The following is a 25074-nucleotide window of genomic DNA, read 5'->3' on the forward strand; positions in this document are numbered from 1 at the left end:
CCGGCGGACAGGTAGGGTTAACCCCTATTTATGAGCGAAAACGGAAATCAACGGACCATGCAGATAACATCGAGATACGGATTCAGCGCGCGAGTGGCCGCCTTGCTGGTCATGGCTACGCTGCTCAGCGGCTGCGGCATCAACAACATTCCCACCTATGACGAGCAGGTCAAGGCCGCCTGGTCCCAGGTGGAGAACCAGTACCAGCGGCGGGCCGACCTGGTCCCCAACCTGGTGGAAACCGTCAAGGGCTTCGCCAAGCAGGAGCAGGAGACCCTGGTCGCGGTGATCGAGGCGCGTTCCAAGGCCACCTCCATCCAGGTCGATGCCAGCACCCTGGACAATCCGGAAAAGATGCGCCAGTTCCAGCAGGCCCAGGAACAGCTGACCGGCGCCCTGAGCCGGCTGATGGCGGTCTCCGAGCGTTACCCGGACCTGAAGTCCAACCAGAACTTCCTGGCATTGCAGTCCCAGCTGGAAGGCACGGAAAACCGCATCGCCGTGGCCCGGCGCGACTTCATCACCTCGGTCGAGCGTTACAACACCGAGATCCGCACCTTTCCCGGACGCATCTGGCATAGCCTGATGTACAGCGACATGCCGCTGCGCGAGAACTTCGAGGCGACCACCCCGGACGCGGAAAAAGCCCCGGAAGTGAAATTCTGATGGCAGTCACGCTACGCCTGCCGCTGTTCTTGCTGCTGTGCGCCTGGGCCTGGATGGCCCAGGCGCAGGAACCCGAGTTTCCGCCACTCAGCGGGCGGGTGGTCGATCAGGCCGAGCTGCTCGATGCGCCAACCGAAGCGCGCCTGAGCCAACTGCTGGCGGCGCATGAACAAGCCACCAGCGAGCAAGTGGTGGTGGTCACCCTGGCGAACCTGCAGGGCGTTGCCATCGAGGACTTCGGCTACCAGCTGGGCCGGCACTGGGGCATAGGCCAGAAAGGCAAGGACAACGGCGCCTTGCTGCTGGTCGCCCGCGACGAACGCAAGCTGCGCATCGAGGTCGGTTACGGCCTCGAGGGCCGCCTGACCGATGCGCAATCTTCGGTGATCATCAATCAGATCATCACCCCGGCCTTCAAGGCCGGCGATTACGCCAAGGGCATCAGCGACGGCGTGGCGGCGATCCTCCAGGTGCTCGGCGGTCAACCCCTGGCCGCCAGTGCCGAGCCGGAGAAAAAGCCCAAGGCGATCCCCTTCTTCGTCTTGCTGCTGATCGTCATGGCCTTGCTCGGTGGCGGACGCGGCGGCCGGCGCGGACTACTGCTCGGCGGACTGCTGGCTGCCGGCATGGCCAGTGGCGGTTCGCGCGGCGGCGGCTTCGGCGGCGGTGGCGGCTTTGGCGGTGGCGGCGGTGGTTTCGGTGGCGGCGGCGCTTCCGGCGGCTGGTAATTCAATTCAACGAGTAGACAGATCCCATGGCTTTACTGAATGAAAGCGAACAGCGCCAGGTCGCCGAGGCGATCAACGCACTCGAGCGCGAGACCGATGCCGAACTGATTACCGTGCTGGCGGCCCAGGCAGACGACTACACCTACATCCCGCTACTCTGGGCCTGCCTGGTGGCCCTGCTGCTGCCCGGCGCGCTGAATTATTTTCTCGCCTGGATGAACGCCCAGGAGCTGCTGCTGGTGCAGTGGCTGACCTTTGCCGGCGTCAGCCTGCTGCTGCGCATTCCGGCGCTGACCACCCGCCTGATCCCCCGCGCCGTGCGCCACTGGCGCGCCTCCAACCTGGCGCGCCGGCAGTTTCTCGAGCACAACCTGCACCACACGACCGGGGCGACCGGCATGCTGATCTTCGTTTCGGAGGCCGAACACTATGTGGAGATCCTGGTCGACCGCGGCATTTCCAGCCGGCTGCCCGACGCCACCTGGCAGGCCATAGTCGCGGACTTCACCCAGCGGGTGAAACAGGGCCAGACCCTGGAAGGTTTTCTCGGCTGCATCCAGGCCTGCGGCGAGCAGCTCAAGCAGCACGTGCCGGCCACCCACGAACGCAACGAACTGCCCAACCATCTGGTGATCCTGCCCTGAGTCATTCAGGCTATCGAGGCGCTGCTGCCGGGCCTCGGATAAAAGAGCGCGCGTTAAATACATCAACCGCTCGCTCTTTTATCCGAGACGGTTCAATCGCCCGGCTTGCGATTGATTGAGAAGTCTTTATTGACCACCCGAACTTCTCGCTGCGGGAAGGGTATTTCATAACCATGTTCTTGTAGCGCTTCCAGAATCATCAACAGCAGGTCACCGCCCACCCGGTTCTTGCCGTCGTCGATGCCCTCCATCCAGAACTCGACGAACATGTTGATGCCGGAATCGCCAAAGCTGTCGATCTCACAATCGGGACGTTCTTCGAACGGCACGGCGTCGCCGCTAAACACCTGCGGGTGGCTGGCAACTACCGCCTTGATAATCTCGACCAGCTTCCTGATATCGGAATGATAAGCGACTGAAAAATCCACCCGATAACGTTGGCTCTTGTCCTTGTGCGTCCAGTTGGTAAATATTTCGGCGATGAACTTTTCGTTCGGCACCACAATATCTTTGCCATCGAAGGTTTCCAGCGTGGTCGAGCGCATATTCAACTCGCGCACAATACCGGTGCGACCGTCATCCAGTTCGACATAGTCGCCAATGGACACGGAGCGATCCAGCAGGATGATGATCCCGGATATGAAGTTGGACGCAATGGCCTGCAACCCTAAGCCAATACCGACACCAATCGCCCCGCCAAACACCGCGAGCGTGGTCAGGTTGATGCCCATGACCTGCAGGATCAACAGGGAGATCAGGAAGAATATCGCCACCTCGAACAGTTTCGCGGCCACTTCGCGGGTGCGTATATCGAGGCTTTCCTGATGGGCGATGAATGTTCGCCCGGTTTTGCTGCTGATGCGCCCCAGCCAGAACAGCAGCGAACCGAAAATGGCAACGCGGGCAATGCCGTAAGCTGAAATTTCAATATTGCCGATGTTTACCGAGATGGACTCGAGTATGGCGATCAAGCCACCCAGGACACCGAGCAGGTGCAGAAACAACAGCGGCATCCCCAGCCATTTGAAGACCCCGGCCGCCACCCGGTTCTGCACAAAGTTACCGATGACCGAATAAAACAGCAGCAAGATGGCAACCGTCAGCGCTGACTGCACCAGCCAGCCCTGATGCAATACGCTCTCACTCACCTCAACGGATATTCGCAACATCAAGATCGCGAGTACCGGAAAAATCAAACCGCCTACCTTGCCAATGAATTTACGCGCCGGATGTGCGGCCGCCTCTTCCTGACTTACATCGAGGAAGGGGGCATATTTCCTGATGCGATTAGCCAGTACCCAGGCCACCAGGTAGATCGCCAGCACAATGCCAATTTGCGTATAGATCTCCGGCTGGGCAAATGCCGCACGGGCGGTCTGGACAATGTCGTCAACCAGTTGAATGAGCTCGTCTATCACCATGTTGCTAACCCTGTATTCGACCTAATAGGCGAGCCAGACCCTCGAAGTGTTGCTGTCGGGTTCCGGTTCAAGCGACAAGTGAACTAACAAACAGCCTAGCTAGCCCTCACGCAAGCGCTGTAGCGTCTGCATCATCTTGGCCGCGGGGACCTTCTGCAGGCTGCACAGCAACGCATGGGAAACCCCGGCGAGACCATGCCGCTCGCGCAATAGCGCAGCCATGAAGCAGGTCAGGTTGGCCGCCATTTCCGCATCGGCCAGCGCACGGTGCGCCTGGCCGGTGTCCGGCAGTTGCGCCCAGCGATTCAGGGTGCCGAGCTTGTGATTAGGCGCCTGCGGCAACAGGCGGCGCGCCAGCAGCAACGAGCAGGCGAACGGCTGCACCCGCGTGCGCCGGATCAGCGCCAGCTCGGCATCCCAGAACTTCTGGTCGAAGGAGGCGTTATGCGCCAGCAAGGGAATGTCGCCGACGAAATCGGCCACCTCGTTCATCACCTGCGCCGCCGGCGGGGCGTTACGCAGCATGGCGTTGCTGATCCCGGTGAGCTGTTCGATAAAGGGCGGCACCCAGGCACCGCTGTTCATCAGACTCTGGTAACGCGCCACTATCTGCCCGCCTTCGACGATGACCACGCCGATCTCGGTGGCGCGGGCCTGCTGCGCCGGCGACATGCCAGTGGTTTCAAAATCGAGGACGGCTATCGGAGCTTCGAGCATTTATCAGGTTCTCAACGACTATCAATTTCGCAACAACAGCGCGCCTTCAATCGGCACATAACGACTGGCCGCACGCACCAGCGATTGCGCCGTCAGCCCCGGCACGCCATAGGCCACGGCCTCGATCCCGTGACTGCTGCGGATCTTCTCCAGCAGCAGGTCGAAATCGCCATCGCCGGACGCCAGCACCACCTCGTCGACCCGCGGCGCGGTGTCCATGATGTCGATGGTGATGCCCACATCCCAGTCGCCCTTGGCCGAGCCGTCGCTGCGCTGGATATAGGGCTTGAGCTTCACGGTAAAGCCGAGGTTGCGCAGGATCTGCTGGAACTGCTGCTGCTTGGCGTCACCACGGTCGATGGCATAGGCATAGGCCTCGACGATCTGCCCGTGCCGGCTGATGTCGGCCCAGAGCGCGGCGTAGTCGAAGTGGCAGCCATAGGCCTGGCGCACGGTGTAATAGAGGTTCTGTACATCGGCGAATACGGCGATTTTCTTCACCGGTAATCCTCTTGGGGTAACAAACGCCGGCCAGTATGCCAGATCCACCCGGTTCACTTGCCCGCCTGCGCAACCCGTGCGCGCTGAATTTGGAGCGCATGGCCGCGATCGGCTAGAGTGGCGCCCTGCTCACTCGATCGCGATCCCTGCCCATGAATGCGTTTCACGTCCTGCGCGATGCCTGGTTTTTCTTCAGCCACAACCTGCTGGCAATCGCCCGCCTGTGCTTGCCCCTGGTGGTACTCGAAGCTGTAGTGCAGCAGTGGGTCAGCGCGCAGACCGGGAGCGAAGCGGCGGTTTACGGCATTCTGGTGGGCCTGCTGTTCTATCCGCTGTACACCGCGGCGCTGATCCTGTTCCTCGATGCGCGCAGCCGGGGCGAAGCGCCCGCCAGCCGCGACCTGCTCGCCGCCAGCCTGCGTCTGTGGCCGAGCTTTGCCCTGCTGGCTGGCCTGAGCACCCTGGCGATCATGCTCGGCGCCTCGCTGTTCGTCCTGCCGGGCTTGTGGCTGATGATCAAGCTGGCATTCGCCGAGTACCTGCTGGTACTGCGCGGGCTGAGCCCGATCAAGGCGTTGCATGAAAGTTTCGAGATAACCAGCGGCTACTTCTGGCAGATTCTGACCTGCGTGCTGTGCGTCATGCTGCCGCTGTGGCTGCTGGCCTGGGTCAGCCAGCCGGCCGAGGGCGCGCAAGCGGATGTGCTGCTCAGCCTGCTGCTCGACAGTGCCAACGGCTTCCTGCAATTGTTCGCCACCGTGGTGCTGTTCCGCCTGTTCATGTTGCGCGCCACCCTGCCGTCAGTGGAATGAATCCGGGCGGCGCAGCGCAGATGCGGGTGCGGCCCGCGATCTCTGAAGGCTCGCCGCAGGCCGTGCACTGACGGTTCAGCGGTACGCCACGATGGCCATCGTTCACCCCCGCGGTTCAACCACGGCGCGAGGCTTGCGGCTTCATGCCGGACAGGCGCGGCAGCAGTATCCGCTCGAACAGCCGTGGGAAGAAGCGCGCCAGGATGCGCGCGCGCCAGTCGACGTTGTTCAGGATCAACAAGCGCTTGCGCTTGAGCGCCGCCAGGTAGATGGCTTCGGCGACATCCTGCGGCGAGGCGACCTTGCCCATCGCCAGCGGTGGCTGCGCGGCCACCGAACCGTCGCCGACCAGGGCGTTCTTGCGCAGGTCGGTGGCGGTAAAGCCGGGGCACACCAGCATCACGCCGACCCCGCTGTCCTTCAGTTCGTAGCGCAGGGTCTCGAACAGGCCATGCAGGGCATGCTTGCTGGCGTTGTAGGCACTGCGATAGAGCAACGGGGAGAACCCGGACAGCGAGCTGAGCACGATGATCTGGCCGCCACGGGCCAGCAGGCTGGGCAGGGCCGCCTTGGTGCAATGCAGGGCGCCGAAATAGTTGACCGCCATGACCCGCTGGAACACCGCCAGTTCGGTGTCGGCGAAGCTGCTGCGGTGAGTGATGCCGGCGTTGTTGACCAGCACGTCGATCCCGCCGAAGCGCTCGACGGCCAGGGCCACGGCACGCTGCACCGCCTCGGCGTCGGCGACATCGCAGACCAGCCCCAGGGCCTCGGCGTTGTGATGATCGGCCAGGTGTTGCACCAGGCTGTCCAACGCCGGCTGCTGCAGGTCCAGGATCACCAGGCGCGCGCCGGCCTGGGCCAGGCGCACGGCCAGGGCGCGGCCGATACCGGCGCAGCCACCGCTGATCAACACCACTTTGCGATCGAATATTTTACTGGCGAAGACCTTGCGGTACATGGTTTGCCCCCCGGCTGTGCGTGGCTGCTGGTACTACAGCTTGTTATGACTACCGTCGCAACAGGGCGGCGTCTGGGTATGCTTGCAACCGCAAAAGTACAGGGTGTCGCGCTGTTCGGCATGGTATTTCAGCGGCGTGATGCCCGTGCCTTTATGGCTGCCATCGCAAAACGGCTGGCTGGCGCTGCGCCCGCAACGACACCAGAAATAGTCTTTGCCGGCCTGCACCTCAACGGCAAAGGGACCTCGCTGGGCAATCAGCGGCTCGGTCATTGCTCACTCCTCAGGTCAGCATACGAATCCACAGCAGCCAGATCGACGGCACAGCGCCTCACCCGGCAGTGGCATGCCAGCCTCCTGGTTTTTTCAGCATAGTCCAGGCACTCCTTGCCCTGGCCTGGAATGCTGCAACGGCGGCCGGCGCCGGTTGGGCGTGGGCGGACTGGCCCATGTGCAGCGGCATGATCGTCTCGCGCCACGCACCTGGCGCCGAACTACGAGCACGGGCAGGCATCCGCTGAGTATCTGCAGCTGCCCAAGGCGCCGGCCTGTACCCGTTACTTGCGCGGCTTGGCCCGCGCGGTGGGTTCGGCGATCAGCGGGTCGTCCGGCCAGTAGTGCTTGGGATAGCGGCCCTTGAGGTCCTTCTTCACCTCGCTGTAGGTGCTGCGCCAGAAGTTGCCCAGGTCCTGGGTCACCTGCACCGGGCGACGTGCCGGCGACAGCAGGTGCAGCTTGACCACTTGCCGGCCGCCGGCGATGCGCGGCGTATCGGCCAGGCCGAACAGCTCCTGCAGACGCACCGCCAGCACCGGCGGCTGCTCGCTGTAATCCAGGCCGATGCGCGAACCGGACGGCACCTGCAGGCTGCGCGGCGCCAGTTCGTCGAGGCGCTGCGGCAGCGGCCAGGGCAACAGGTTCTTGAGCAAACCGGGCAAATCCAGATTGGCGAAATGACTGAGGCGCTTGACCTTGCCCAGGTAGGGTTGCAACCAGTCTTCCAGGCTGGCGAGCAGCGCCGCATCGCTGACATCCGGCCACTGGCTGGCGCCCTTGGCGGTCAGGTCCAGCGTGCGCAGCAAGGCCACCCGCGCCTGCCACTGGCGCAGCTCCGGGGTCCAGGGCAGCAGCGCCAGGCCCTTGCGCCGCACCAGGCCGAGCAAGGCACGGCTGCGCGCGGCTTCATCCAGGCCGGTCAAGGGCTCGCGTTCGAGGACCAATTCGCCGACCTTGCGCTGGCGTTCGGCGCGCAGCACGCCTTCGCGCTCGTCCCAGTCCAGCTCCTCATGCACGCTGACCTGTTCGGCCAGCACCGTCTCGAACAGCAGCGGATCGAGGTCGGCGGCCAGGTAGATGCGTTCCTCGCGCTGGCCCTGGCGGCTGCCGAGATCGGCCAGCACCAGCCACTCATGCTTCATCAGCGCATCGGCCTCGGCGAACAGCGCGGCGCGGCCATTGGCCAGACGGTACTCGCCGCCTCCCGCGCGGCGCTGCTGGGCGACCCGGTCCGGGTAGGCGAACGCCAACAGGGCGCCGAGCCAGCGCGGATGGTCGGGATCGGCCACCGGCGTGCTTACCGGGCTGCGCTTGAGATAGCCGTGGAACTGCCGGGCCAACTGGCGGGCCCGCTGCACTCCGCCTTGGGCTCCACGCGTGGCCTTGCTCGCGCCGCAGAGCAGCGCCAGTCGACTGTGCAAGTCTGCTCCTGCCCCGCGCAAGATATCGCGTTCGCCGAGCAAGGCGGCCAGGTCGCAGGCCAGCGCCCCCAAGCCCAACGCCTGGCCGCGCAGCAGCAGGTGGGCGATGCGCGGGTGCGCCGGCAGTTCGGCCATGGCCTGGCCATGGCGCGTCAGTACTCCGCGCTCATCCAGCGCGCCCAGGCGGGTCAGCAGATCAACGGCCTGGGCATAAGCCGCCGCCGGCGGCGGGTCGAGCCAGGCCAGTTCCGCCGGGGTCACGCCCCAGCGCGCCAACTGCAGGGCCAGGCCGGCCAGATCGGCCTGGAGGATTTCCGCCGCGGCATAGGCGGCGAGCTGCTCGTGCTGGTGTTGCGACCACAGGCGGTAACAGCTCCCCGGCTGCAGGCGCCCGGCGCGACCGGCACGCTGGGTGGCGCTGGCACGGGAAATCCGCTGGGTGTCCAGGCGGGTCATGCCGCTGCCCGGATCGAAACGCGGCACCCGCGCCAGACCGGCATCCACCACCACGCGCACGCCGTCGATGGTCAGGCTGGTCTCGGCGATGTTGGTCGCCAGCACCACCTTGCGCGTGCCGGCCGGCGCCGGCTCGATGGCCGCGCGCTGGGCACTGAGGTCGAGCTCGCCGTGCAGCGGACAGAGGAGGATCTCGCTGCGCCCGGCCAAGGCCTCGGCCAACTGCTCATTGACCCGGCGAATCTCCGCCTGCCCGGGGAGAAAGACCAGCAGGCTGCCCTGTTCGTCGGCCAGGGCCTGCAACACCGTCTGCACCACTCTGGGTTCGAGCCACTCGCCGGGTTGATAAGGCGCGCCCCAGCGCTGCTCCACCGGGAACATGCGACCCTCGCTGCGCAGCACCGGCGCATCGTCGAGCAGCGCGGCCAGTTTCTCGCCTTCCAGGGTGGCCGACATCAGCAGCACCTTGAGCGCCGGCTCGCCGGAGTCCTCGCCGCGCAACATGCTGCGACCGTTGAGACACAGGGCCAGGGCCAGGTCGGCGTCCAGGCTGCGTTCGTGGAATTCATCGAAGATCACCAGGCCGACCCCCTCCAGCGCCGGGTCGTCCTGCAGACGGCGGGCGAGAATGCCCTCGGTGACCACCTCGATGCGGGTGCGCGGGCCGACCTTGCTGTCCAGGCGGATACGGTAGCCGACGGTCTCGCCAACCGCCTCGCCCAGCTGGCTGGCCAGGCGTTCGGCGGCGGCGCGCGCGGCCAGGCGGCGCGGCTCGAGCATGATGATGCGTTGCCCGGCCAGCCAGGGTTCGTCGAGCAGGGCCAGCGGCACGCGGGTGGTCTTGCCGGCGCCGGGCGGGGCCTCCAGAACGGCCTCATGGCGGCTCGCCAGGGCTTGGCGCAGCGCAGGTAGCAGGACATCGATAGGCAAGGAATTCATGAAGGCTCCAATCTGGCCGGCGATTATAGCGGCGAACCACCAGCGGACTCTGTCGGTCTTAGCGTGGTCGTAGCAATGCGCCGCAGTTTTGCCCCAGCCGGCTTGCTATAGTTGCGCCACTTACTATCCGGAGGTATTCGATGCGCACCCCATACCGCGTTATCGGCGGCACTCTCGCCGTCACCCTGCTCACCCAGTTGAGTGCCTGCGGCACCCTGTTCTTTCCCGATCGACGCGGCCAGATCGAAGGCCGGATCGACCCGGTGGTGGCGGCACTGAATGCGGTCGGCATCCTGTTTTACGTGATCCCCGGCCTGATCGCCTTCGGCATCGACTTCGCCACCGGCGCCATCTACCTGCCAAACGGACAACATGCCCAAGTCGACCCGCAAGAGCTGAACAAGGCGGTGGATGCCGAAGGCAAGATCGATAACGCCCGGCTCAAGGCCCTGATCGAGCAGCACACCGGCCACAGCCTGCCGCTCGATGACCCGCGCCTGAGCCACAGCAGCGCCAGCGCCGAGCAACTGGCGGCCTATGGCCTGCAGCCGGCGGCTTAAGCGCCTGCCACCCCACCCGCCCCACCACACCTGGCCTAGCTCGCTGAGCCAGGCCTGACACCGAGAGCAAGTTTTTGTGACCATACCACCGCAGCATGCCCGCCTGATGCGCCAGGCCACCTTTGCCGCGCTGGCCGTGGCCTTGACCCTGGCACTGGCCAAGGCCTTCGCCTGGTGGCTGAGCGGCTCGGTCAGCCTGTTGGCCGGCCTCACCGACTCACTGCTGGATGGCGCCGCCTCGCTGCTCAACCTGATCGCCGTGCACTATGCCTTGCGCCCGGCGGACGAAGACCATCGTTACGGACACGGCAAGGCCGAGGCGCTGGCCGGACTGGGCCAGGCGCTGTTTATCGGCATCAGTGCGGGCGTGGTCGGCATGCATGGCGTGGATCGCCTGCTCAATCCGCAACCACTCGGCGCCGCGACCCTGGGCGTGGTGGTGATGCTGCTGTCGCTGGCACTGACCGCCGCCCTGCTGCTGTTCCAGAGTCATGTGGTGCGCGAAACCGGCTCCACCGCGATCCGCGCGGACTCGCTGCATTACCGCTCCGACTTGCTGCTCAACAGCAGCATCCTGCTCGCCCTGCTGCTGGCCAGCTTCGGCTGGCCGCAACTGGATGCGCTGTTCGGGATCGGCATTGCCTTCTACATCCTCTGGAGCGCCGTAAGCATCGCCCGCGAAGCGGCGGCCGTGCTGATGGACAAGGAACTGGCACCGGAGCTCAGCGAGCGCATGCACCTGCTGGCCTGCGGCATCCCCGGCGTGCTCGGCGTGCATGACCTGCGCACGCGCATGTCTGGCACCCGCTGGTTCGTCCAGCTGCATGTGGAGTTGTCCGGCGAGCTGAGCCTGCTGCAAGCCCATGAACTGTGCGAGCTAGTGGAGTACGCAATTCGCGCCGAATTCTCCCGTGCCGAAGTGCTGGTGCATGCCGACCCACTCGATCCGGATACCCCCTGATGCTCGCCACGCGGCGGCAAACATCCGCCTGTTGCCAGGGTCTGGCTTGATGCCCCGGGACGCGACAAAGCGCAGGGTGGGCTAGATGCGCTGCGCGCCCTGAGCCAGCGCAAGCGACCCCGGGTTGCGGCGCAATCACGGCTTACCCGGCGCGCGAATTCTGTGGTTCGGCTCGACTGCAACCTGCCGCCAACCCCGCCGACAAAAGCTGCGCTGCACGAAATGGGGAGCGCGCGCAGAAAAAAGGGAGGCCATGCGGCCTCCCTTTTTTCTTGCCTGGGCAAGTGTCCGCTACTGGCAATTCTGTTGCCGCTTTCGTCGCCCGCCTGGTTGGGCAGTGCGGACCCGGGTGCCGTGACGGCCTGGTAAGGCCGGCGGCGCCGGTTCGCCTGATTGGGCGAACCGGGTGGACGTGTCGTCCGGGCCGTGAAACTGAGGTAAAGATTACCGATACCGGCGCAGTTAAAGATTGCGAATATTGCTGATTAACGCACCACTTGCGCAATTTTTAGCTAACAGCGCATGATTCATCGCAACCAATAGATGAAAGAGCGTCAAACATGACCAGACTCGATCGCTACGACCTGAATATCCTCGCCGAATTGCAGCGCGACGCCACCCTGTCCAATCAAGACCTGGCCGAGCGTATCGGCCTGTCGCCTTCACCCTGCTCGCGGCGGGTCAAGCAACTGGAGGACGACGGCTACATCCTCGGCCAGGTGGCCCTGCTGGATCGCAAGAAGCTCGGCCTGACCCTCACCGCCTATATCCTGATCGGCATGGACAAACACACCCCCGAGCGTTTCGAGCACTTCCAGGAGATGATCCGCCAATGCCCGGAGGTGCTCGAATGCAGCCTGGTCACCGGCATGGACGCCGACTACCAGCTCAAGGTGGTGGTGCCGGACATGGATCATTACCAACAATTCCTGCTCGGCACCCTGACCCGCATCGAGGGCGTCTCCAGCGTGCGCTCGAGTTTCGTCCTGCAACAGATCCTCTCCAGCACCCAGCTACCACTGCAGCACCTGCGCAGCTGAGCGGCACTTACCGACGGTCGCTGACAACCTCAGGTACTGACGTATAATCGCCGGCGTTTTGCCCTGCCCCTGGCAGCCCGATGTCAGCCAACTGAGGTCACCATGGATCCGCAAGTGTTCGAAGAATTGATGATGACCGTACTGGTCGGTGGCCTGGTGCTGTTCATGGCGTTCATCGTCTGGGACCTGGCGAAGAAGTCCAAGGCCGGACGTTTCGGCAGCATGATCCTGTTCCTCGCCCTGGGCCTGGGCGTACTCGGTTTCCTGATCAAGACCGTGGTGATCGCCAGCCTGGAAGGCGTCTGAGGCGTAGTTGAAAAGCCCTGCGCCGGGAGCAATCCGCATTGTAGGGTGTCACTCGCCGCAGGCAGTACAGCGTGGATCACCGACGCGGCACAACGCTGGCGGGCTGTCGCTTCGCTCCGAACGGAACGCCCTACAACCGCGCCTCGACCTCCTTCCACTCGCCGGGCTGCAGGCCGTCCAGGCTCCAGGGGCCGATACGCACGCGCACCAGGCGCAGGGTCGGCAGGCCCACCGCCGCGGTCATGCGCCTGACCTGACGGTTGCGCCCCTCACGAATCACCAGCTCCAACCAGGTAGTCGGCACGCTCTTGCGAAAACGCACCGGCGGATTGCGCGGCCATAACGGCGGCTCATCCAGCACGCGCGCCTCGGCCGGCAGGGTCGGCCCGTCGTTCAGCTCGACGCCAGCGCACAAGCGCTGCAGCTGTTCGGTCGTCGGCTCGCCTTCCACCTGCACCCAATAGGTTTTCGCCAGTTTGTGCTTGGGGTCGGCGATGCGCGCCTGCAGGCCACCGTCGTTGGTCAGCAGCAGCAAGCCCTCGCTGTCACGATCCAGGCGCCCGGCCGGATAGACCCCGGGCACCGCGACGAAGTCCTTGAGGGTGGCGCGCCCCTGCTCGTCGTTGAACTGGGTCAGGACATCGAAGGGCTTGTTCAGCAGCAGCAGGCGCGGCTCGGCCGGCGGCGCTTTGGCCACCCGGCGAATGGCGGGTTTGCCGGTGGCATGCGAGGGTGCGGCAGAACGGGGCGGGCGTGACATGCAGGCTCCGGGAGCAGAAAACGGGGTGACCAGTGTAACCGAGGCCACCCTTGGACCATCACTCCGGCTTATGGGGGATTCCTTCGCGCGTGCGGGCGTCTATGCTGGCTAGGTTCTGTTATCCGCACAGAGGGAATCCGCATGAGCTCGTCCGCATCCGTTCTCGACACCTTCACCGGCTGGGCCGCCAAGGCGCCCGGCGCGCCACTCGAACCGCACAGCTACGACCCTGGCCCGCTGGGCGGCGAGGAGGTCGAGGTGGCGGTCGAGTACTGCGGCATCTGCCACTCCGACCAGTCGATGATCGACAACGAATGGGGCAACGCCCGCTATCCCTTCATCCCCGGCCACGAGGTGGTCGGCCGCATCGTCCGGGTCGGCGAGCAGGTGCGCGGCCTCGAACTCGGCCAGCGGGTCGGTATCGGCTGGTACAAGGGCAGCTGCATGCACTGCCACTCCTGCATGGAGGGCGCGCACCAGCTCTGCGGTTCGGTCAAACCGACCATCGTCGGCAGCAACGGCGGTTTCGCCGACCGCCTGCGCAGCCACTGGGCCTGGGCCGTGCCGCTGCCGGACGGGCTGGACCCTAGCCTGGTCGGCCCGCTGTTCTGCGCCGGTTCGACGGTATTCAGCCCGCTGCTGGAGTTCGACGTCAAACCCACCGACAAGGTCGGCGTGGTCGGCATCGGCGGCCTCGGTCATCTGGCCCTGGGCTTTCTCAATGCCTGGGGCTGCGAAGTCACCGCTTTCACCTCGTCGCTGAACAAGCAGGAAGAAGCCAAGCGCCTGGGCGCGCACAAGGTCGTCGCCTCGACCGACAGCGCGGCACTCAAGGCCATCGCCGGCAGCCTGGATTTCCTCCTGGTCACCGCCAGTGCCGACCTCGACTGGAATGCCTTGATCGGCACCCTCGGCGGCAAGGGCCGCCTGCACTTCGTCGGCATCGTGCCGAGCGCCATCCCGGTGCATGTGTTCAACCTGATCCCGCGCCAGCGCAGCCTGTCCGGTTCGCCGGTCGGTTCACCGGCCAATATGGCGACCATGCTCGAGTTCTGCGCCCGTCACCAGATCCTGCCGCAGGTCGAGATGTTCCCCATGAGCCGGGTCAACGAGGCCATCGACCACCTGCGCGCCGGCAAGGCGCGCTACCGGGTGGTGCTGGACGCCAGCAAGTAAGCAAACCCCGCGACGCAAAAGCCCGAGGCTCGCACCTCGGGCTTTTTCATGCAGGTGCCCTTGGCTGTTAGCGAAACGGCGGCTCGTCGAAGCTGCGCAGCTTGCGCGAGTGCAGCGAGTTGAGCTGGCCGCGCAGCAGGTCGAGGGCGGTGATGCCGATGTGCAGGTGCTGGGTCACCGCGCGCTCGTAGAAGGCGCCGGCGGCACCGGGCAATTTGATCTCGCTGTGCAGCGGTTTGTCCGAGACGCACAGCAGGGTGCCGTAGGGCACCCGCAGACGATAGCCCTGGGCGGCGATGGTGCCGCTTTCCATGTCCACCGCCACGGCGCGCGACAGGTTAATCAGCGGTCGTTCCTGGGCCCAGCGCAACTCCCAGTTGCGATCATCGTAAGTCAGCACGGTGCCGGTACGCAGGCGCCGCTTGAGCGCATCGCCATGCTCGCCGGTGACTTGCGCGGCTGCCGCTTGCAAGGCCATCTGCACTTCGGCCAGGGCCGGCAGGGGAATGTTGGGCGGCAGCACCCGATCGAGAATCCCGTCGCGGCGCATGTAGGCGTGGGCCAGCACGTAATCGCCGATGGTCTGCGATTGGCGCAGGCCACCGCAGTGGCCGATCATCAGCCAGCAGTGCGGGCGCAGCACGGCCAGGTGGTCGGTGATGTTTTTCGCGTTGGACGGCCCCACGCCAATGTTGACCAAGGTGATGCCGTCGCCAGGGCTGGCACCCTGCAGGTGGTAGGCCGGCATCTGATAGCGGTGCCAGACCACGGTCTCGATGATCGCCTGCATCTCGCCTTCGGCCATGCCGCGCTCGATCACCACGTTGCCCGGCAACACCATGCGCATGAAACGCGAATCAGCCTGCAACACATCCAGGCCATGGCGAATGAACTGGTCGACGTAGCGGTGATAGTTGGTCAGCAGGATCCACGGCTGCACATGGCGCCAGTCGCTGCCGGTGTAATGCACCAGGCGGCGCAGGGAAAAATCGACCCGGGCGGCGTCGAACAGGGCCAGCGGCAATTGCTCCGCACCCTCCCAGTCGTACAGGCCATCGGCCGTGCCGTCGGTGGCGGCAGACAGGTCGGTGCTGGGGAAGACCCGCGCCAGTTCGGCGGCGGTAACCCCCGAGCCGGCCAGCTCATCGCCATGCTCGACCACATAGGGATAGGGAATATTCTGCTGACTGGTACCCACTTCAACACACACGGTAAAGTCGTGCATCAGCGGCTGCAGTTGCTCCAGCAGGTAGCTGCGAAACGCCTCGGGGTGAGTCACCGTGATGCTGTAGGTGCCCGGCACCTGGACCTTGGCATAGGCACGCACCGTCGCGGGCGCCTCGCCCTGGCACCGGTAGGTCAGGCGCAGTTCGGGGTAATGGAACTGGCGCAGTTGCTCGGCGTCCGGTTTGATGCCTTCCTTGACATAGCGCTTGAGCGCCCGACTCAGCGCTGCGGTGGCCTGCTGATGCAGGGCGGCCAGGCGATCCACGGCCTCTTCGGCAGTAGTGGCGACGACGAAGTCTTCTGAACTGAGGGTCACGGCAGATATTCCTGGCTGAATACACGTGCCTATCTTGCCTTGATCGCCGCGCCTTGGCATAGCGCGGCGTGGCTACCCCAGCAGTCGCCGCAGATCCTCCGGCAACGGCTGCGCAGTCAAGGCCCCGGCCCGTCTGGTGCCGGGGTTACCGAGCGGATACCAGCCCAGCAACGAACCCAGACTACCGGGCACACGCAGCATCTGCGCGGCCAACTCCGCCCAGTCACCCTGGCGCCAGGCCCAGGCCAGCAGCCACAGGTGACTGCGCAGGTGATCGACGAACAGCGGCTGGCCGAGGATATGGGCGCGCTCCAGATGGCGCAGCTCGGCCTGCGGATCGACGCCACGCAGCGCGCGAGCCTGGTGATATTCGTGCTGGAAGGCTTGATTGCGGGTCATCTCACTCACTCCTATGGCAAGGGCCCTCAGTCTGCAACCGAGGGGCGGCCTGCAGGTCAAGCGTCCCCTGCCAGGAACGACGACTCAAATGAGCTGCGGTGTGCTGCGCGCCAGCAGCGCCGCCACATCCACGCCGCGCGGCAGGGTGCCGTAGACCCGTCCGCCGTCGCCCAGGCGGCTGGCGCTAAAGGCGTCGCTGACCGCGGCATTGCCGGCCTCCAGCAGCAGCTTGGCCTGCAGCGCGACGGCCACGTCTTCGGTGAGTTGGCGGGCGCGGTACTGGATGTCGGCGCTGTCGGCAAAATCCGCCTGGAGTTTGTCGATATGCCGCTTCAGCCGGGCATCGCCGTGGCCGTCGCCCAGCTCGGCGAACAGTGCATCGAGCACGCCCGGCTCCTTCGACAGGGCGCGCAGCACGTCCAGGCACTGCACGTTGCCGGAGCCTTCCCAGGTGGAGTTGACCGGGGCCTCGCGGTACAGCCGCGGCAGGATGCTGTCTTCGACGTAGCCGGCGCCGCCCATGCATTCGGCAGCCTCGTTGATCATGGCCGGCGCGCGCTTGCAGATCCAGTACTTGCCGACCGCTATGACCAGGCGGGCGAGCTTGTCTTCCTGCGGGTCTGCGGCGTGGTCCAGGGCCTTGCCCATGCGCAGGGTCAGGGCCAGGGCGGCTTCGCTTTCCAGGGCCAGGTCGGCCAGGACGTTCTGCATCAGCGGTTGTTCACTGAGCACGCGGCCGCCGACCTGGCGGTAGGCACAGTGATGGGCGGCCTGGGTCAGGGCCTGACGCATCAGGGCACTGGAGCCGACCATGCAGTCGAAGCGGGTCAGCGCGACCATCTCGATGATGGTCGGCACGCCGCGCCCCTCCTCGCCGACCATCCAGGCCAGGGCGCCGCGGTACTCGACTTCGCTGGAGGCATTCGACCAGTTGCCCAGCTTGTTCTTCAGGCGCTGGATATACAGCTCGTTGCGCGTGCCGTCCGGGCGGTGGCGCGGCAGCAGGAAGCAGGTCAGGCCCTTGTCGGTATAGGCCAGGGTGAGGAAGGCGTCGCACATGGGCGCCGAGCAGAACCACTTGTGGCCGACCAGCTCATAGGCCTGGCCGGGCCCGCCAGCGCCGACCGGGTAGGCGCGAGTGGTGTTGGCACGCACGTCGGTGCCGCCCTGCTTCTCGGTCATGGCCATGCCGATGGTGGCGCCGCTCTTCTGTTCGAGCGGCAGGTTGCGCGGGTCGTACTGGGTCGAGAGGATCTTCGGCAGCCAGATTTCGGCGATATCCGGCTGCAGTTTCAAGGCCGGCACGCTGGCGTAGGTCATGGTCAGCGGACAGCCGCTGCCGGCTTCGGCCTGGCTGTGCAGGTAGCTCATGGCGGCGCGGGCGACCTGGACGCCGGGACGCGGGTCGGTCCAGGGCAGCGAGGGGATGCCGTGTTCGATGGCCGCGCTCATCAGCTGGTGATAAGCCGGGTGGAACTCGACCAGATCGATGCGCTGGCCATAGCGGTCGTGACTCTTGAACACCGGCTTGTTCTCGTTGGCGAGGAAGCCGGCGGCCATCAACTCGCCACCGGCCAGGGCACCATAGGCGTCGATGCGCGCCTCGGCCCAGCCGCCGCCGAAGCGTTTGTTCCACTCCTGCAAGGGCAGGTCGGCACGGTACAGGTTAATCCCGTCCAGCGGCGGCACCTGGTTGAACACCTCATGGGTTTCGGCTTGCAGGTTCAGGTTCATGACAATGAGTCCTCGGCGCCGACGGCGCGCAGACAGAAGGTGACCAGGTTCTGGCTGACTTCAACCAGTTCCAGGCTGGAATGGCCCGCGTCTCGGGCAGCGCGGGCAGGCGGTGACAAGGGACCGACCAGGACTTCGGCAATCGCGCCGACCAGGCAGGCGGCGACCAGGCCGACGTGCTGGACACGAAAGGCGCCGCAGGCAACGCCTTCCTCGAGCAGCTCGCCGAACAACTCGGCATAGGCCTCGCGGTAAAGCAGGCGCTGCTCGTCGACCTGCGGCTCGACCGGCTCGGCGATCAAGGCAAAGGCCAGGCGGCGGCTGTGCCAGGCCCGCGCGGCGAACTGCTGCAAGCCGGCGGCCAGGCGCTCGGCCGGGTGGCCCGGGGCACGCAGGGTCTGCAGCAGCGCCTCGAGCTCGCCCTGGCTGGCGATAGCGAAGACTTCGGCGGCCAGTTCGCCCTTGTTGTGAAAATGACGGTACAGACTGCCGGTGGCGATGCCGACGTCCTCGGCCAGCGCCTGCATGGTCAGGGCGGCGAAACCACCCTCGACGACCCGGGCCAGGGCGCGGGTGAGAATCTGCTCACGCAGCGCCTGATCGCGGTCGATACGCAGGGCGCTGGTCCGATAAGCCATGATCTGAATCCTGATTCATTAATTGAATTCAGTGAATCATGCTTCAGAGTTTGCGCAAAGGGGCATTTCGGCCAAGAGACAGGGTGAAAGCCAGGCCGCTCAGGAACCACCTCGAAACTGATTGCGCCTGGTCGTCCGGCTTCGAGCAATCAGGCTTGCAGGCGGATAGAGCCCAGGCACAAGCGCCTATTCGGCCTATGCGTGCGCTTCAGCCGAGGGCGCACAACACCCAGTCGTGCAACAGGCCGCGCAGCGCCTCGAATTTCACCGGCTTGGCCAGATAATCATTCATTCCGGCCGCCAGACAGCGCTCGCGGTCGCCGCTGTGACTGTGGGCGGTGATCGCCAGTACCGGCAGCTCCAGGCAACCTGGCAAAGCACGCAGCGCCCGGCAGGTGGCGAAACCGTCCATCACCGGCATCTGGCAATCCATCAGCACCGCATCGACCGCTTCGCCCCGCAGCACCGCAAGGGCTTCGGCGCCATTGTCGGCGGTGCGCACGCGGTAACCGAGCTTGAGCAACATGCCGCGGGTCACCAACTGGTTGATCGCATTGTCCTCGACGATCAACACCGTGCACTGCTCGGGCTGGCGCAACGCCTGGGTGCCGGCGCGGCGTACGGGGACGGGCCTTGCCGCCGTCGCCAGCGGCAAGGCCAGCGGCACCTGCAACTGGAAGCGGCTGCCCTGGCCCGGCTGCGACTCATGACTGAGGCTACCACCGAGCAGATCGACCAGCTGTCGACAGATTGCCAGGCCGATACCCAGACCACCGTATTCGCGCGTCATCGAGCCGTCCAACTGGTGGAAGCGCTGATACAGCGAGGTGTCCTCAGGCGCAGTGAAGCCCACGCCCGTGTCGATCACCTCGAGGCTCAGCGGCAGGCTATCGGGCGCCGTACCGGCGCGCCTGACCCGCAGGCGAACCTCCCCCTGGGCGGTGAACTTGATGGCGTTGTCGAGCAGGTAGCCGAGGCACTGCGCCAGCTTGCCGACATCGCCTTCGAGGGTATCGGGCAGGCTTTCGTCCAGTTCCAGGACAAACCGCAGGCCCTTGTCCTCGGCATGCCGCGCGTACTGCGCACGCAAGCCGTCGAGCATCCCGCGCAGGCTGAATGGCTCGCGCCGCGGATACAGCTTGCCGGCCTGCAGCTCGCTGAGGGCAAGAATGTCGTTGACCATGCGCATCATGTCCCGCGCCGAACTGGCGGCGGTTTTCTGGTACTGCGCCAGTTCGGCGTCCAGACTGACCGTCTGCATCAGTTCCAGCGAGCCGATCACCCCGTTCATCGGCGTACGCAACTCGTGGGTGACGGTGGCGAGGAATTCGTCCTTCAGCTGATTGCTGTTGGCCAGTTCCTGGTTCAGCGTCTCCAGCTTGCGTCCGCTATCCTGGAGAATCCGTGCGCGCTCCTCCTTCATCGCGTTGATCCGGTCGGCCAGGGCCAGCGACAGCAAGCCGACCTCCAGCGCCGAACCGATCTGACTGGCGTACATGGTCAGGAACATATTGGGCAGGTAGCCGAGCACCATCAGGCTATTGATTACGCCGCCGAGCAAAAAGGTGGTCCAGGCGATGATGAAGTAACGCGCCACGCGCATGCCGCGCAGCCAGGCGATGATCCCCGCGGCAAAGACCACCACGGTGAACAGCAGCGCCAGGTAGGTGGCCAGCCGCAGCGACAGCGCATAGCTGACGGTCAGCGCCAGCAGCATCACCCCTGCACCGCTGGCCATCAGCGCCAGCAGGGTGCGGTCGACCCAGGGGCTGTGTTCGGCGGTATGCAGGAAGCTGCGCGCGAACTGGCAGCCGAACAGCGCGGCCGAACCAATCAGAAAGGGTGTTGAGGCATTCGCCCACCAAGGGTTGTCGGGCCAGAAATACTCGATGCCGGCACCGTTGACCGAGACCTGATAGAGGCCGAACGAGGCGATATAGAGGATGTAATAGAGGTAGCTGGCATCCCTGACGCTGAGGAAGATGAACAGGTTGTAGATCAGCATCACCAGCAACACGCCGTAGATGATGCCGAGCACATAGATGCGCGCGGGCTGCTCTTCCAGGTAGGCATTGGGTGCCCACAGACTCAGCGGCGCCTGGATCGAACCCTGGCTTTGCAGGCGCAGATAGACGCGCTGCGGCTGGTTCGGCGGCAGGCTCAGTTCAAACAGGTAGTTGTGATGCTTGATCTGCCGGCTGGCGAATGGCAATGCGTCGCCGGTGCGCTGGGCCAGTTGGAACTTGCCCTGGGCATCCGCTAGATAGAGGTTCAGCTGATCCAGCGGCGGATAGGCCAGCTCCAGCAACCACAGCCTGGATCCGTCCGGCCACTGCGGTCGATATTCCAGATCCAGGCGCAGCCAGAATACCGAACGCGAATAGCCGGCATTCAGTACCGGCTGGTCATGCTGGCGAAAGCTCGCCTGCAACGCTGGCGAGGTGACCTCGTCGATAGTCGCATCGCCGCGTACATCCTCGAACACCTGCATGGCCTTGCCCAGTGGCAGCTCGCGGGTATGTTCATCGAACACCACGGCAGAGGCGCATAGCGGCCAGACGGCGAACAGAATAATCAGGAGGTAGCGCATGCGGACCCACGAAGGCGAAATCGGGGTATGTCGGGGGTGCGCCGGAGAGCCCTGCTCTCCTGACTGGCACCGCCTCGCCTACCCGGTTACCCGGTTTTTTGAGTGGCCGTCACTCTAGCACAGGCTTTACGGGTGGAAACGGCGGCTGGCGCAAACATCCCGGGCAGGCCATGCAGGCGTTGAAATCAGCGCTACGAGCCAGGCAGGCAGCCCTCATGCACCGGCTGGCTAACACCGCCGATACGATCTGGATGCCCTACGCCAATCGCCACAGCCCGAGTTATGCGCAGCCTATGCCCCGCGGTTCAATCGGGGCCATTTAATGCTAAGCTCGCGCACCATGAAAACGCCTACTTCCCGCCCCGTAGTGCTCTGCTTGTCCGGCCACGACCCCAGTGGTGGTGCCGGCCTGCAAGCCGATATAGAAGCCCTGCTCGCGCAAGGCTGCCACGCCGCCCCGACAGTCACCGCGCTGACCGTGCAGGACACGGTCAATGTCTCCGACTTCCGCGTGCTCGATCGCGAGTGGGTGCTGGCCCAGGCCAATGCGGTGATCGCCGACCTGCCGGTAGAGGCCGTCAAACTGGGCATGCTCGGTTCGGTCGAGATGGTCGAGACCGTGCTGCAGATCATGCACAAGCTGCCGGGCATTGCGCTGGTCTGCGACCCGGTTCTGCGCGCCGGCGGCGGTGGCGCGCTGGGCAAGGATGAAGTCGGCTACGCCATGCGCGAACGCCTGTTTCCCGTCGCCACCATCGCCACGCCAAACCTGCCGGAAGCGCGCATCCTCGCCGAACTGCCGGACGGCACCGCCGATGAATGCGCGGAGAAGCTGCTGCCTTATATCCAGCACCTGCTGATCACCGGCGGTCATGGCGACGAGCACCAGGTTCATAATCGCCTGTATTGCCGCGACGGCAGCCGCCACACCTTCACCTGCCAGCGCCTGCCGGGCAGCTACCACGGCTCAGGTTGCACCCTGGCCAGCGCCCTGGCCGGTCGCCTGGCCCTCGGCCAGGAGCTGGTCAGCGCCGTGCAGTTCGCCCTCGATTACACCTGGCGCACCCTGCGCGACGCCGAGCAACCTGGCCACGGCCAGTACATCCCGCGCCGCCTGCCCCTGGATTTCTGCTGATGGAGAGCCGTCGATGAAACTGCGTGGCCTGTATGCCATCACCGACAGCCAGCTGCTGGCTGGCGGCAAGCTGCTGCCTTACGCCGAGGCGGCGCTGAAAGGCGGCGCCACCCTGCTGCAATACCGCGACAAATCCAGCGACGAGGCGCGCCGCCTGCGCCAGGCCGAAGCCCTGCGCGAGCTGTGCAATCGCTACGGTGCGGGCCTGATCATCAACGACGACGCCGAACTGGCCGCACGCCTCGGCGTCGGCCTGCACCTGGGCCAGACCGACGGCTCGCTGTCCGCCGCCCGCGCCCTGCTCGGGCGCCAGGCGATCATCGGAGGCACCTGCCATGCACAGCTTGGGCTGGCCGAAGCCGCCGCCCGGGAGGGTGCCAGCTATGTCGCCTTCGGTCGCTTCTTTGATTCCAACACCAAGCCCGGCGCCCCCAGCGCCACGGTCGAGCTGCTGGATGAGGCGAAAAGTCGCATCAGCCTGCCAATCGTCGCCATCGGCGGCGTGACCCTGGACAATGCCGCCCTGCTGATCGCCCGAGGCGCCAGCATGGTGGCGGTGATCCACGCGCTATTCGCCGCCGACTCGACCGCCGAAGTCGAACGCCGCGCCCGCGCCTTCAGCGCCCTGTTCGCCACCGATTAACTGATTTGCGGGGCGGCCCGACTCGCCCCGATTCGATTCGATATTTGAGAGGCCCTGCCATGTCCCGCTCCGAAATCCTCTTCGCCCACGCCCAGAAGCACATCCCCGGCGGCGTCAACTCGCCGGTGCGCGCCTTCAAGAGCGTCGGCGGTACGCCGCTGTTCTTCAAGCACGCAGCCGGCGCCTATGTCACGGACGAGGATGACAAGCGCTACGTGGACTACGTCGGCTCCTGGGGTCCGATGATCCTCGGCCACAGCCACCCGGACGTGCTCGATGCCGTGCGCCGCCAGCTGGAACACGGCCTGTCCTACGGCGCGCCTACCGCCATGGAAACCGAGATGGCCGATCTGGTCTGCGCCATGGTGCCGTCCATGGAGATGGTGCGCATGGTCAGCTCCGGTACCGAAGCGACCATGAGCGCGATCCGCCTGGCCCGCGGTTTCACCGGCCGCGACAGCATCATCAAGTTCGAAGGCTGCTACCACGGGCATTCCGACAGCTTGCTGGTTAAAGCCGGCTCCGGCCTCTTGACCCAGGGCGTGCCAAGCTCCGCCGGGGTACCGGCGGCCTTCGCCCAACACACCCTGACCCTGCCGTTCAACAACCTGGCCGCGGTCGAGCAGATGCTCGGCGAAGTCGGCCGGGACGTGGCGTGCATCATCGTCGAGCCGGTGGCCGGCAACATGAATTGCGTACCGCCGGCACCGGGCTTTCTCGAAGGCCTGCGCGCACAGTGCGACAAGCATGGCGTGGTGCTGATCTTCGACGAAGTGATGACCGGCTTTCGCGTGGCCCTCGGCGGTGCCCAGGCGCATTACGGCGTCACCCCGGACCTGACCACCTTCGGCAAGATCATCGGTGGCGGCATGCCGGTCGGCTGTTTCGGCGGCAAGCGCGCCATCATGGAATGCATCGCTCCGCTTGGCCCGGTCTACCAGGCCGGCACCCTATCCGGCAACCCACTGGCCATGGCCGCCGGCCTGACCACCCTGAAGCTGATCAGTCGCGCGGGCTTCCATACCGAGCTGAGCGACTACACCGCGTGCATGCTGCAAGGCTTGCAGGATCGCGCCGATGCCGCCGGTATCCCCTTCGTCACCACTCAGGCCGGTGGCATGTTCGGCCTGTACTTCAGCGAGTGCGAGGCCATCGTCACCTTCGAAGACGTCATGAGCAGCGACGCCGAGCGCTTCAAGCGCTTCTTCCACCTGATGCTGGAAGGCGGCGTCTACCTGGCGCCGAGCGCCTTCGAAGCCGGCTTCACCTCCATCGCCCACGGCCAGACGGAGCTGCAGATCACCCTCGACGCGGCCGAGCGCGCCTTCGCCGAGCTGAAAAAAATCTGATGCAGTACAGCACCGCCCTGTCCGGCGCTCTCCTGGCCCTGGCCTGCCTGGCTAGCGCCGTGGCCATCGGCAAGGCACGCAAGGGCTATGGCGAAGCCGATCAACCGGCGCTGTTCTGCGCCCTGCTCGGCTTTCTCCTGGCGGCCGCCGCCGCCAGCGTTGGCGTCATGCGCTTCGCCGTCGACCCGGACTGGCAGGCTGCGCACCTGTGGCTAAGCCAGACCAGCAGCTTTCTCGGCCAGCCGCTGCTGGGCGTGGCCGCGCTGACCCTGGGCCGCGGCTGGGCCTGGAGCCGGCCGAACTGGGGGCGCGTGGTCCTGGGGCTGTGCGCTTTCTTTGAGCTGTTCCGACAAATGAACCTGCTTGAGGACTACCAGCTGCTGCTCAACCTGGCGACCCTGTTGCTGATTGTCTATGCCGGCGCCATCCAGTGGCCGCGACGCACGCCGACAGGCGCGGCAACGGCAGTTGTCGGCCTGTTCTTGCTGGCCACACTGGCAGTCGGCAGCGACGGCTTTATCGGTCCGCTGCGCCGCCTCGACCTGCTGCAAGCCCTGCTGACGCCGGCCTACCTGCTGCTGGCCTGGCTGCTTCTGACCCTGCCGGGCCATGCAGAGGATTGCGCCAATCGAGAAAAGCCCGTAAAGACTTTGTAAGAACGCCACTGCTTATTTCATAATGCCAACGCCGACGCACCT

The 25074-nt window shown here is 65.3% G+C and carries 25 protein-coding genes; 13 read left to right on the forward strand and 12 right to left on the reverse strand.

Features of this window, described 5'->3' with window-relative positions:
• Positions 1 to 57 precede the first annotated feature (57 nt).
• The 3 genes from PH586_RS16880 to PH586_RS16890 are packed head-to-tail and all read left to right on the forward strand — an operon-like array spanning position 58 to position 2038.
• The gene (locus tag PH586_RS16880) at positions 58 to 666 is read left to right on the forward strand and encodes a LemA family protein (RefSeq protein WP_271348933.1); all 609 of its coding nucleotides are present in this window, start codon (positions 58 to 60) and stop codon (positions 664 to 666) included.
• Positions 666 to 1394: a TPM domain-containing protein gene (locus tag PH586_RS16885; RefSeq protein ID WP_271348934.1), complete on the forward strand. Its 729-nt coding sequence runs from the start codon at positions 666 to 668 to the stop codon at positions 1392 to 1394. The genes PH586_RS16880 and PH586_RS16885 overlap by 1 nt, the downstream gene beginning before the upstream one ends.
• Positions 1395 to 1420: 26 nt before the next feature.
• Positions 1421 to 2038 (forward strand): TPM domain-containing protein, encoded by a 618-nt coding sequence (locus PH586_RS16890; RefSeq protein WP_271348935.1) that lies wholly within the window; start codon positions 1421 to 1423, stop codon positions 2036 to 2038.
• A 92-nt stretch (positions 2039 to 2130) separates the two neighbouring features.
• Here PH586_RS16890 and PH586_RS16895 read toward each other — a convergent pair whose 3' ends face one another.
• The 3 genes from PH586_RS16895 to PH586_RS16905 form a co-directional block, all read right to left on the reverse strand.
• The gene (locus PH586_RS16895; RefSeq protein WP_271348936.1) at positions 2131 to 3459 is read right to left on the reverse strand and encodes a mechanosensitive ion channel family protein; all 1329 of its coding nucleotides are present in this window, start codon (positions 3457 to 3459) and stop codon (positions 2131 to 2133) included.
• A gap of 99 nt (positions 3460 to 3558) precedes the next feature.
• Positions 3559 to 4176 carry a 3'-5' exonuclease gene (locus PH586_RS16900; RefSeq protein WP_271348937.1) on the reverse strand — a complete coding sequence of 206 codons (618 nt, stop codon included), beginning with the start codon at positions 4174 to 4176 and terminating at the stop codon, positions 3559 to 3561.
• 21 nt (positions 4177 to 4197) lie between these two features.
• Complete coding sequence (locus PH586_RS16905) at positions 4198 to 4677, reverse strand: LabA-like NYN domain-containing protein (protein WP_271348938.1); 480 nt, start codon at positions 4675 to 4677, stop codon at positions 4198 to 4200.
• Positions 4678 to 4829: 152 nt separating this feature from the next.
• Between PH586_RS16905 and PH586_RS16910 the strand changes: the two genes are divergently transcribed.
• The gene (locus PH586_RS16910) at positions 4830 to 5489 is read left to right on the forward strand and encodes a YciC family protein (protein WP_271348939.1); all 660 of its coding nucleotides are present in this window, start codon (positions 4830 to 4832) and stop codon (positions 5487 to 5489) included.
• 115 nt (positions 5490 to 5604) lie between these two features.
• On the opposite strand, the gene PH586_RS16915 is transcribed toward PH586_RS16910, so the two are convergent.
• From PH586_RS16915 to hrpB, 3 genes are all read right to left on the reverse strand, one after another.
• Entirely contained in the window at positions 5605 to 6450 is an 846-nt protein-coding gene (locus PH586_RS16915; protein ID WP_271348940.1) for an SDR family oxidoreductase, read from the reverse strand.
• 33 nt (positions 6451 to 6483) lie between these two features.
• Positions 6484 to 6723 (reverse strand): CDGSH iron-sulfur domain-containing protein, encoded by a 240-nt coding sequence (locus PH586_RS16920; protein ID WP_271348941.1) that lies wholly within the window; start codon positions 6721 to 6723, stop codon positions 6484 to 6486.
• A 284-nt stretch (positions 6724 to 7007) separates the two neighbouring features.
• Positions 7008 to 9542: an ATP-dependent helicase HrpB gene (hrpB, locus tag PH586_RS16925; protein ID WP_271348942.1), complete on the reverse strand. Its 2535-nt coding sequence runs from the start codon at positions 9540 to 9542 to the stop codon at positions 7008 to 7010.
• A 140-nt stretch (positions 9543 to 9682) separates the two neighbouring features.
• Here hrpB and PH586_RS16930 point away from each other — a divergent pair, with 140 nt between their 5' ends.
• The 4 genes from PH586_RS16930 (at position 9683) to PH586_RS16945 (ending at position 12409) form a co-directional block, all read left to right on the forward strand.
• Positions 9683 to 10102 (forward strand): polyribonucleotide nucleotidyltransferase, encoded by a 420-nt coding sequence (locus PH586_RS16930; protein ID WP_271348943.1) that lies wholly within the window; start codon positions 9683 to 9685, stop codon positions 10100 to 10102.
• 106 nt (positions 10103 to 10208) lie between these two features.
• On the forward strand, positions 10209 to 11063 hold the full coding sequence (locus tag PH586_RS16935) for a cation diffusion facilitator family transporter (RefSeq protein ID WP_408636983.1): 855 nt from the start codon (positions 10209 to 10211) through the stop codon (positions 11061 to 11063).
• Positions 11064 to 11623: 560 nt separating this feature from the next.
• Entirely contained in the window at positions 11624 to 12103 is a 480-nt protein-coding gene (locus PH586_RS16940) for an Lrp/AsnC family transcriptional regulator (protein WP_271348945.1), read from the forward strand.
• A gap of 102 nt (positions 12104 to 12205) precedes the next feature.
• Positions 12206 to 12409, forward strand: coding sequence for a DUF2788 domain-containing protein (locus PH586_RS16945; RefSeq protein ID WP_238042555.1), 204 nt, complete (start codon positions 12206 to 12208; stop codon positions 12407 to 12409).
• A 130-nt stretch (positions 12410 to 12539) separates the two neighbouring features.
• Here PH586_RS16945 and PH586_RS16950 read toward each other — a convergent pair whose 3' ends face one another.
• Entirely contained in the window at positions 12540 to 13106 is a 567-nt protein-coding gene (locus PH586_RS16950; protein ID WP_271349078.1) for a pseudouridine synthase, read from the reverse strand.
• A 204-nt stretch (positions 13107 to 13310) separates the two neighbouring features.
• Here PH586_RS16950 and ahr point away from each other — a divergent pair, with 204 nt between their 5' ends.
• Positions 13311 to 14345: an NADPH-dependent aldehyde reductase Ahr gene (gene ahr / locus PH586_RS16955; protein ID WP_271348946.1), complete on the forward strand. Its 1035-nt coding sequence runs from the start codon at positions 13311 to 13313 to the stop codon at positions 14343 to 14345.
• A gap of 67 nt (positions 14346 to 14412) precedes the next feature.
• Here the strand turns inward: ahr and amn are convergent, their stop codons facing one another.
• The 5 genes from amn to PH586_RS16980 all read right to left on the reverse strand — a co-directional run bounded on the left by amn (position 14413) and on the right by PH586_RS16980 (position 21249).
• Entirely contained in the window at positions 14413 to 15888 is a 1476-nt protein-coding gene (amn, locus tag PH586_RS16960) for an AMP nucleosidase (RefSeq protein WP_408636974.1), read from the reverse strand.
• Positions 15889 to 15960: 72 nt separating this feature from the next.
• Positions 15961 to 16287: a DUF3703 domain-containing protein gene (locus PH586_RS16965; RefSeq protein ID WP_271348947.1), complete on the reverse strand. Its 327-nt coding sequence runs from the start codon at positions 16285 to 16287 to the stop codon at positions 15961 to 15963.
• 84 nt (positions 16288 to 16371) lie between these two features.
• Entirely contained in the window at positions 16372 to 18021 is a 1650-nt protein-coding gene (locus PH586_RS16970; protein ID WP_271348948.1) for an acyl-CoA dehydrogenase family protein, read from the reverse strand.
• Positions 18018 to 18659, reverse strand: coding sequence for a TetR/AcrR family transcriptional regulator (locus PH586_RS16975; protein WP_271348949.1), 642 nt, complete (start codon positions 18657 to 18659; stop codon positions 18018 to 18020). The genes PH586_RS16970 and PH586_RS16975 overlap by 4 nt, the downstream gene beginning before the upstream one ends.
• Positions 18660 to 18867: 208 nt before the next feature.
• Positions 18868 to 21249 (reverse strand): hybrid sensor histidine kinase/response regulator, encoded by a 2382-nt coding sequence (locus tag PH586_RS16980; RefSeq protein WP_271348950.1) that lies wholly within the window; start codon positions 21247 to 21249, stop codon positions 18868 to 18870.
• Positions 21250 to 21589: 340 nt separating this feature from the next.
• Here PH586_RS16980 and PH586_RS16985 point away from each other — a divergent pair, with 340 nt between their 5' ends.
• The 4 genes from PH586_RS16985 to PH586_RS17000 are packed head-to-tail and all read left to right on the forward strand — an operon-like array spanning position 21590 to position 25032.
• Positions 21590 to 22384 (forward strand): hydroxymethylpyrimidine/phosphomethylpyrimidine kinase, encoded by a 795-nt coding sequence (locus tag PH586_RS16985; protein WP_271348951.1) that lies wholly within the window; start codon positions 21590 to 21592, stop codon positions 22382 to 22384.
• A gap of 13 nt (positions 22385 to 22397) precedes the next feature.
• Positions 22398 to 23027: a thiamine phosphate synthase gene (gene thiE, locus PH586_RS16990; RefSeq protein ID WP_271348952.1), complete on the forward strand. Its 630-nt coding sequence runs from the start codon at positions 22398 to 22400 to the stop codon at positions 23025 to 23027.
• Between the two features lie 59 nt (positions 23028 to 23086).
• Positions 23087 to 24376, forward strand: coding sequence for a glutamate-1-semialdehyde 2,1-aminomutase (hemL, locus tag PH586_RS16995; protein WP_271348953.1), 1290 nt, complete (start codon positions 23087 to 23089; stop codon positions 24374 to 24376).
• A complete protein-coding gene (locus tag PH586_RS17000; protein ID WP_271348954.1) occupies positions 24376 to 25032 on the forward strand; it encodes a hypothetical protein in 657 nt (218 codons plus the stop codon). Before hemL ends, PH586_RS17000 begins: the two co-directional genes overlap by 1 nt.
• Positions 25033 to 25074 lie beyond the last annotated feature (42 nt).

The organism is Pseudomonas aestuarii, from assembly GCF_027988105.1.
Classification (GTDB): Bacteria; Pseudomonadota; Gammaproteobacteria; order Pseudomonadales; family Pseudomonadaceae; genus Aquipseudomonas; species Aquipseudomonas aestuarii.

Excerpts from the sequence above, each read along its gene's own strand:
- hrpB (WP_271348942.1), bottom strand. The coding sequence starts at position 9,542 with ATGAATTCCTTGCCTATCGATGTCCTGCTACCTGCGCTGCGCCAAGCC.
- PH586_RS16965 (WP_271348947.1), bottom strand. The coding sequence starts at position 16,287 with ATGACCCGCAATCAAGCCTTCCAGCACGAATATCACCAGGCTCGCGCG.
- PH586_RS16920 (WP_271348941.1), bottom strand. The coding sequence starts at position 6,723 with ATGACCGAGCCGCTGATTGCCCAGCGAGGTCCCTTTGCCGTTGAGGTG.
- PH586_RS16910 (WP_271348939.1), top strand. The coding sequence starts at position 4,830 with ATGAATGCGTTTCACGTCCTGCGCGATGCCTGGTTTTTCTTCAGCCAC.
- PH586_RS16915 (WP_271348940.1), bottom strand. The coding sequence starts at position 6,450 with ATGTACCGCAAGGTCTTCGCCAGTAAAATATTCGATCGCAAAGTGGTG.
- PH586_RS16890 (WP_271348935.1), top strand. The coding sequence starts at position 1,421 with ATGGCTTTACTGAATGAAAGCGAACAGCGCCAGGTCGCCGAGGCGATC.
- ahr (WP_271348946.1), top strand. The coding sequence starts at position 13,311 with ATGAGCTCGTCCGCATCCGTTCTCGACACCTTCACCGGCTGGGCCGCC.
- PH586_RS16975 (WP_271348949.1), bottom strand. The coding sequence starts at position 18,659 with ATGGCTTATCGGACCAGCGCCCTGCGTATCGACCGCGATCAGGCGCTG.
- PH586_RS16980 (WP_271348950.1), bottom strand. The coding sequence starts at position 21,249 with ATGCGCTACCTCCTGATTATTCTGTTCGCCGTCTGGCCGCTATGCGCC.
- PH586_RS16880 (WP_271348933.1), top strand. The coding sequence starts at position 58 with ATGCAGATAACATCGAGATACGGATTCAGCGCGCGAGTGGCCGCCTTG.
- PH586_RS16885 (WP_271348934.1), top strand. The coding sequence starts at position 666 with ATGGCAGTCACGCTACGCCTGCCGCTGTTCTTGCTGCTGTGCGCCTGG.
- PH586_RS16940 (WP_271348945.1), top strand. The coding sequence starts at position 11,624 with ATGACCAGACTCGATCGCTACGACCTGAATATCCTCGCCGAATTGCAG.
- PH586_RS16945 (WP_238042555.1), top strand. The coding sequence starts at position 12,206 with ATGGATCCGCAAGTGTTCGAAGAATTGATGATGACCGTACTGGTCGGT.
- PH586_RS16900 (WP_271348937.1), bottom strand. The coding sequence starts at position 4,176 with ATGCTCGAAGCTCCGATAGCCGTCCTCGATTTTGAAACCACTGGCATG.
- PH586_RS16985 (WP_271348951.1), top strand. The coding sequence starts at position 21,590 with ATGAAAACGCCTACTTCCCGCCCCGTAGTGCTCTGCTTGTCCGGCCAC.
- PH586_RS17000 (WP_271348954.1), top strand. The coding sequence starts at position 24,376 with ATGCAGTACAGCACCGCCCTGTCCGGCGCTCTCCTGGCCCTGGCCTGC.
- PH586_RS16935 (WP_408636983.1), top strand. The coding sequence starts at position 10,209 with ATGCGCCAGGCCACCTTTGCCGCGCTGGCCGTGGCCTTGACCCTGGCA.
- PH586_RS16970 (WP_271348948.1), bottom strand. The coding sequence starts at position 18,021 with ATGAACCTGAACCTGCAAGCCGAAACCCATGAGGTGTTCAACCAGGTG.
- hemL (WP_271348953.1), top strand. The coding sequence starts at position 23,087 with ATGTCCCGCTCCGAAATCCTCTTCGCCCACGCCCAGAAGCACATCCCC.
- thiE (WP_271348952.1), top strand. The coding sequence starts at position 22,398 with ATGAAACTGCGTGGCCTGTATGCCATCACCGACAGCCAGCTGCTGGCT.
- PH586_RS16895 (WP_271348936.1), bottom strand. The coding sequence starts at position 3,459 with ATGGTGATAGACGAGCTCATTCAACTGGTTGACGACATTGTCCAGACC.
- PH586_RS16930 (WP_271348943.1), top strand. The coding sequence starts at position 9,683 with ATGCGCACCCCATACCGCGTTATCGGCGGCACTCTCGCCGTCACCCTG.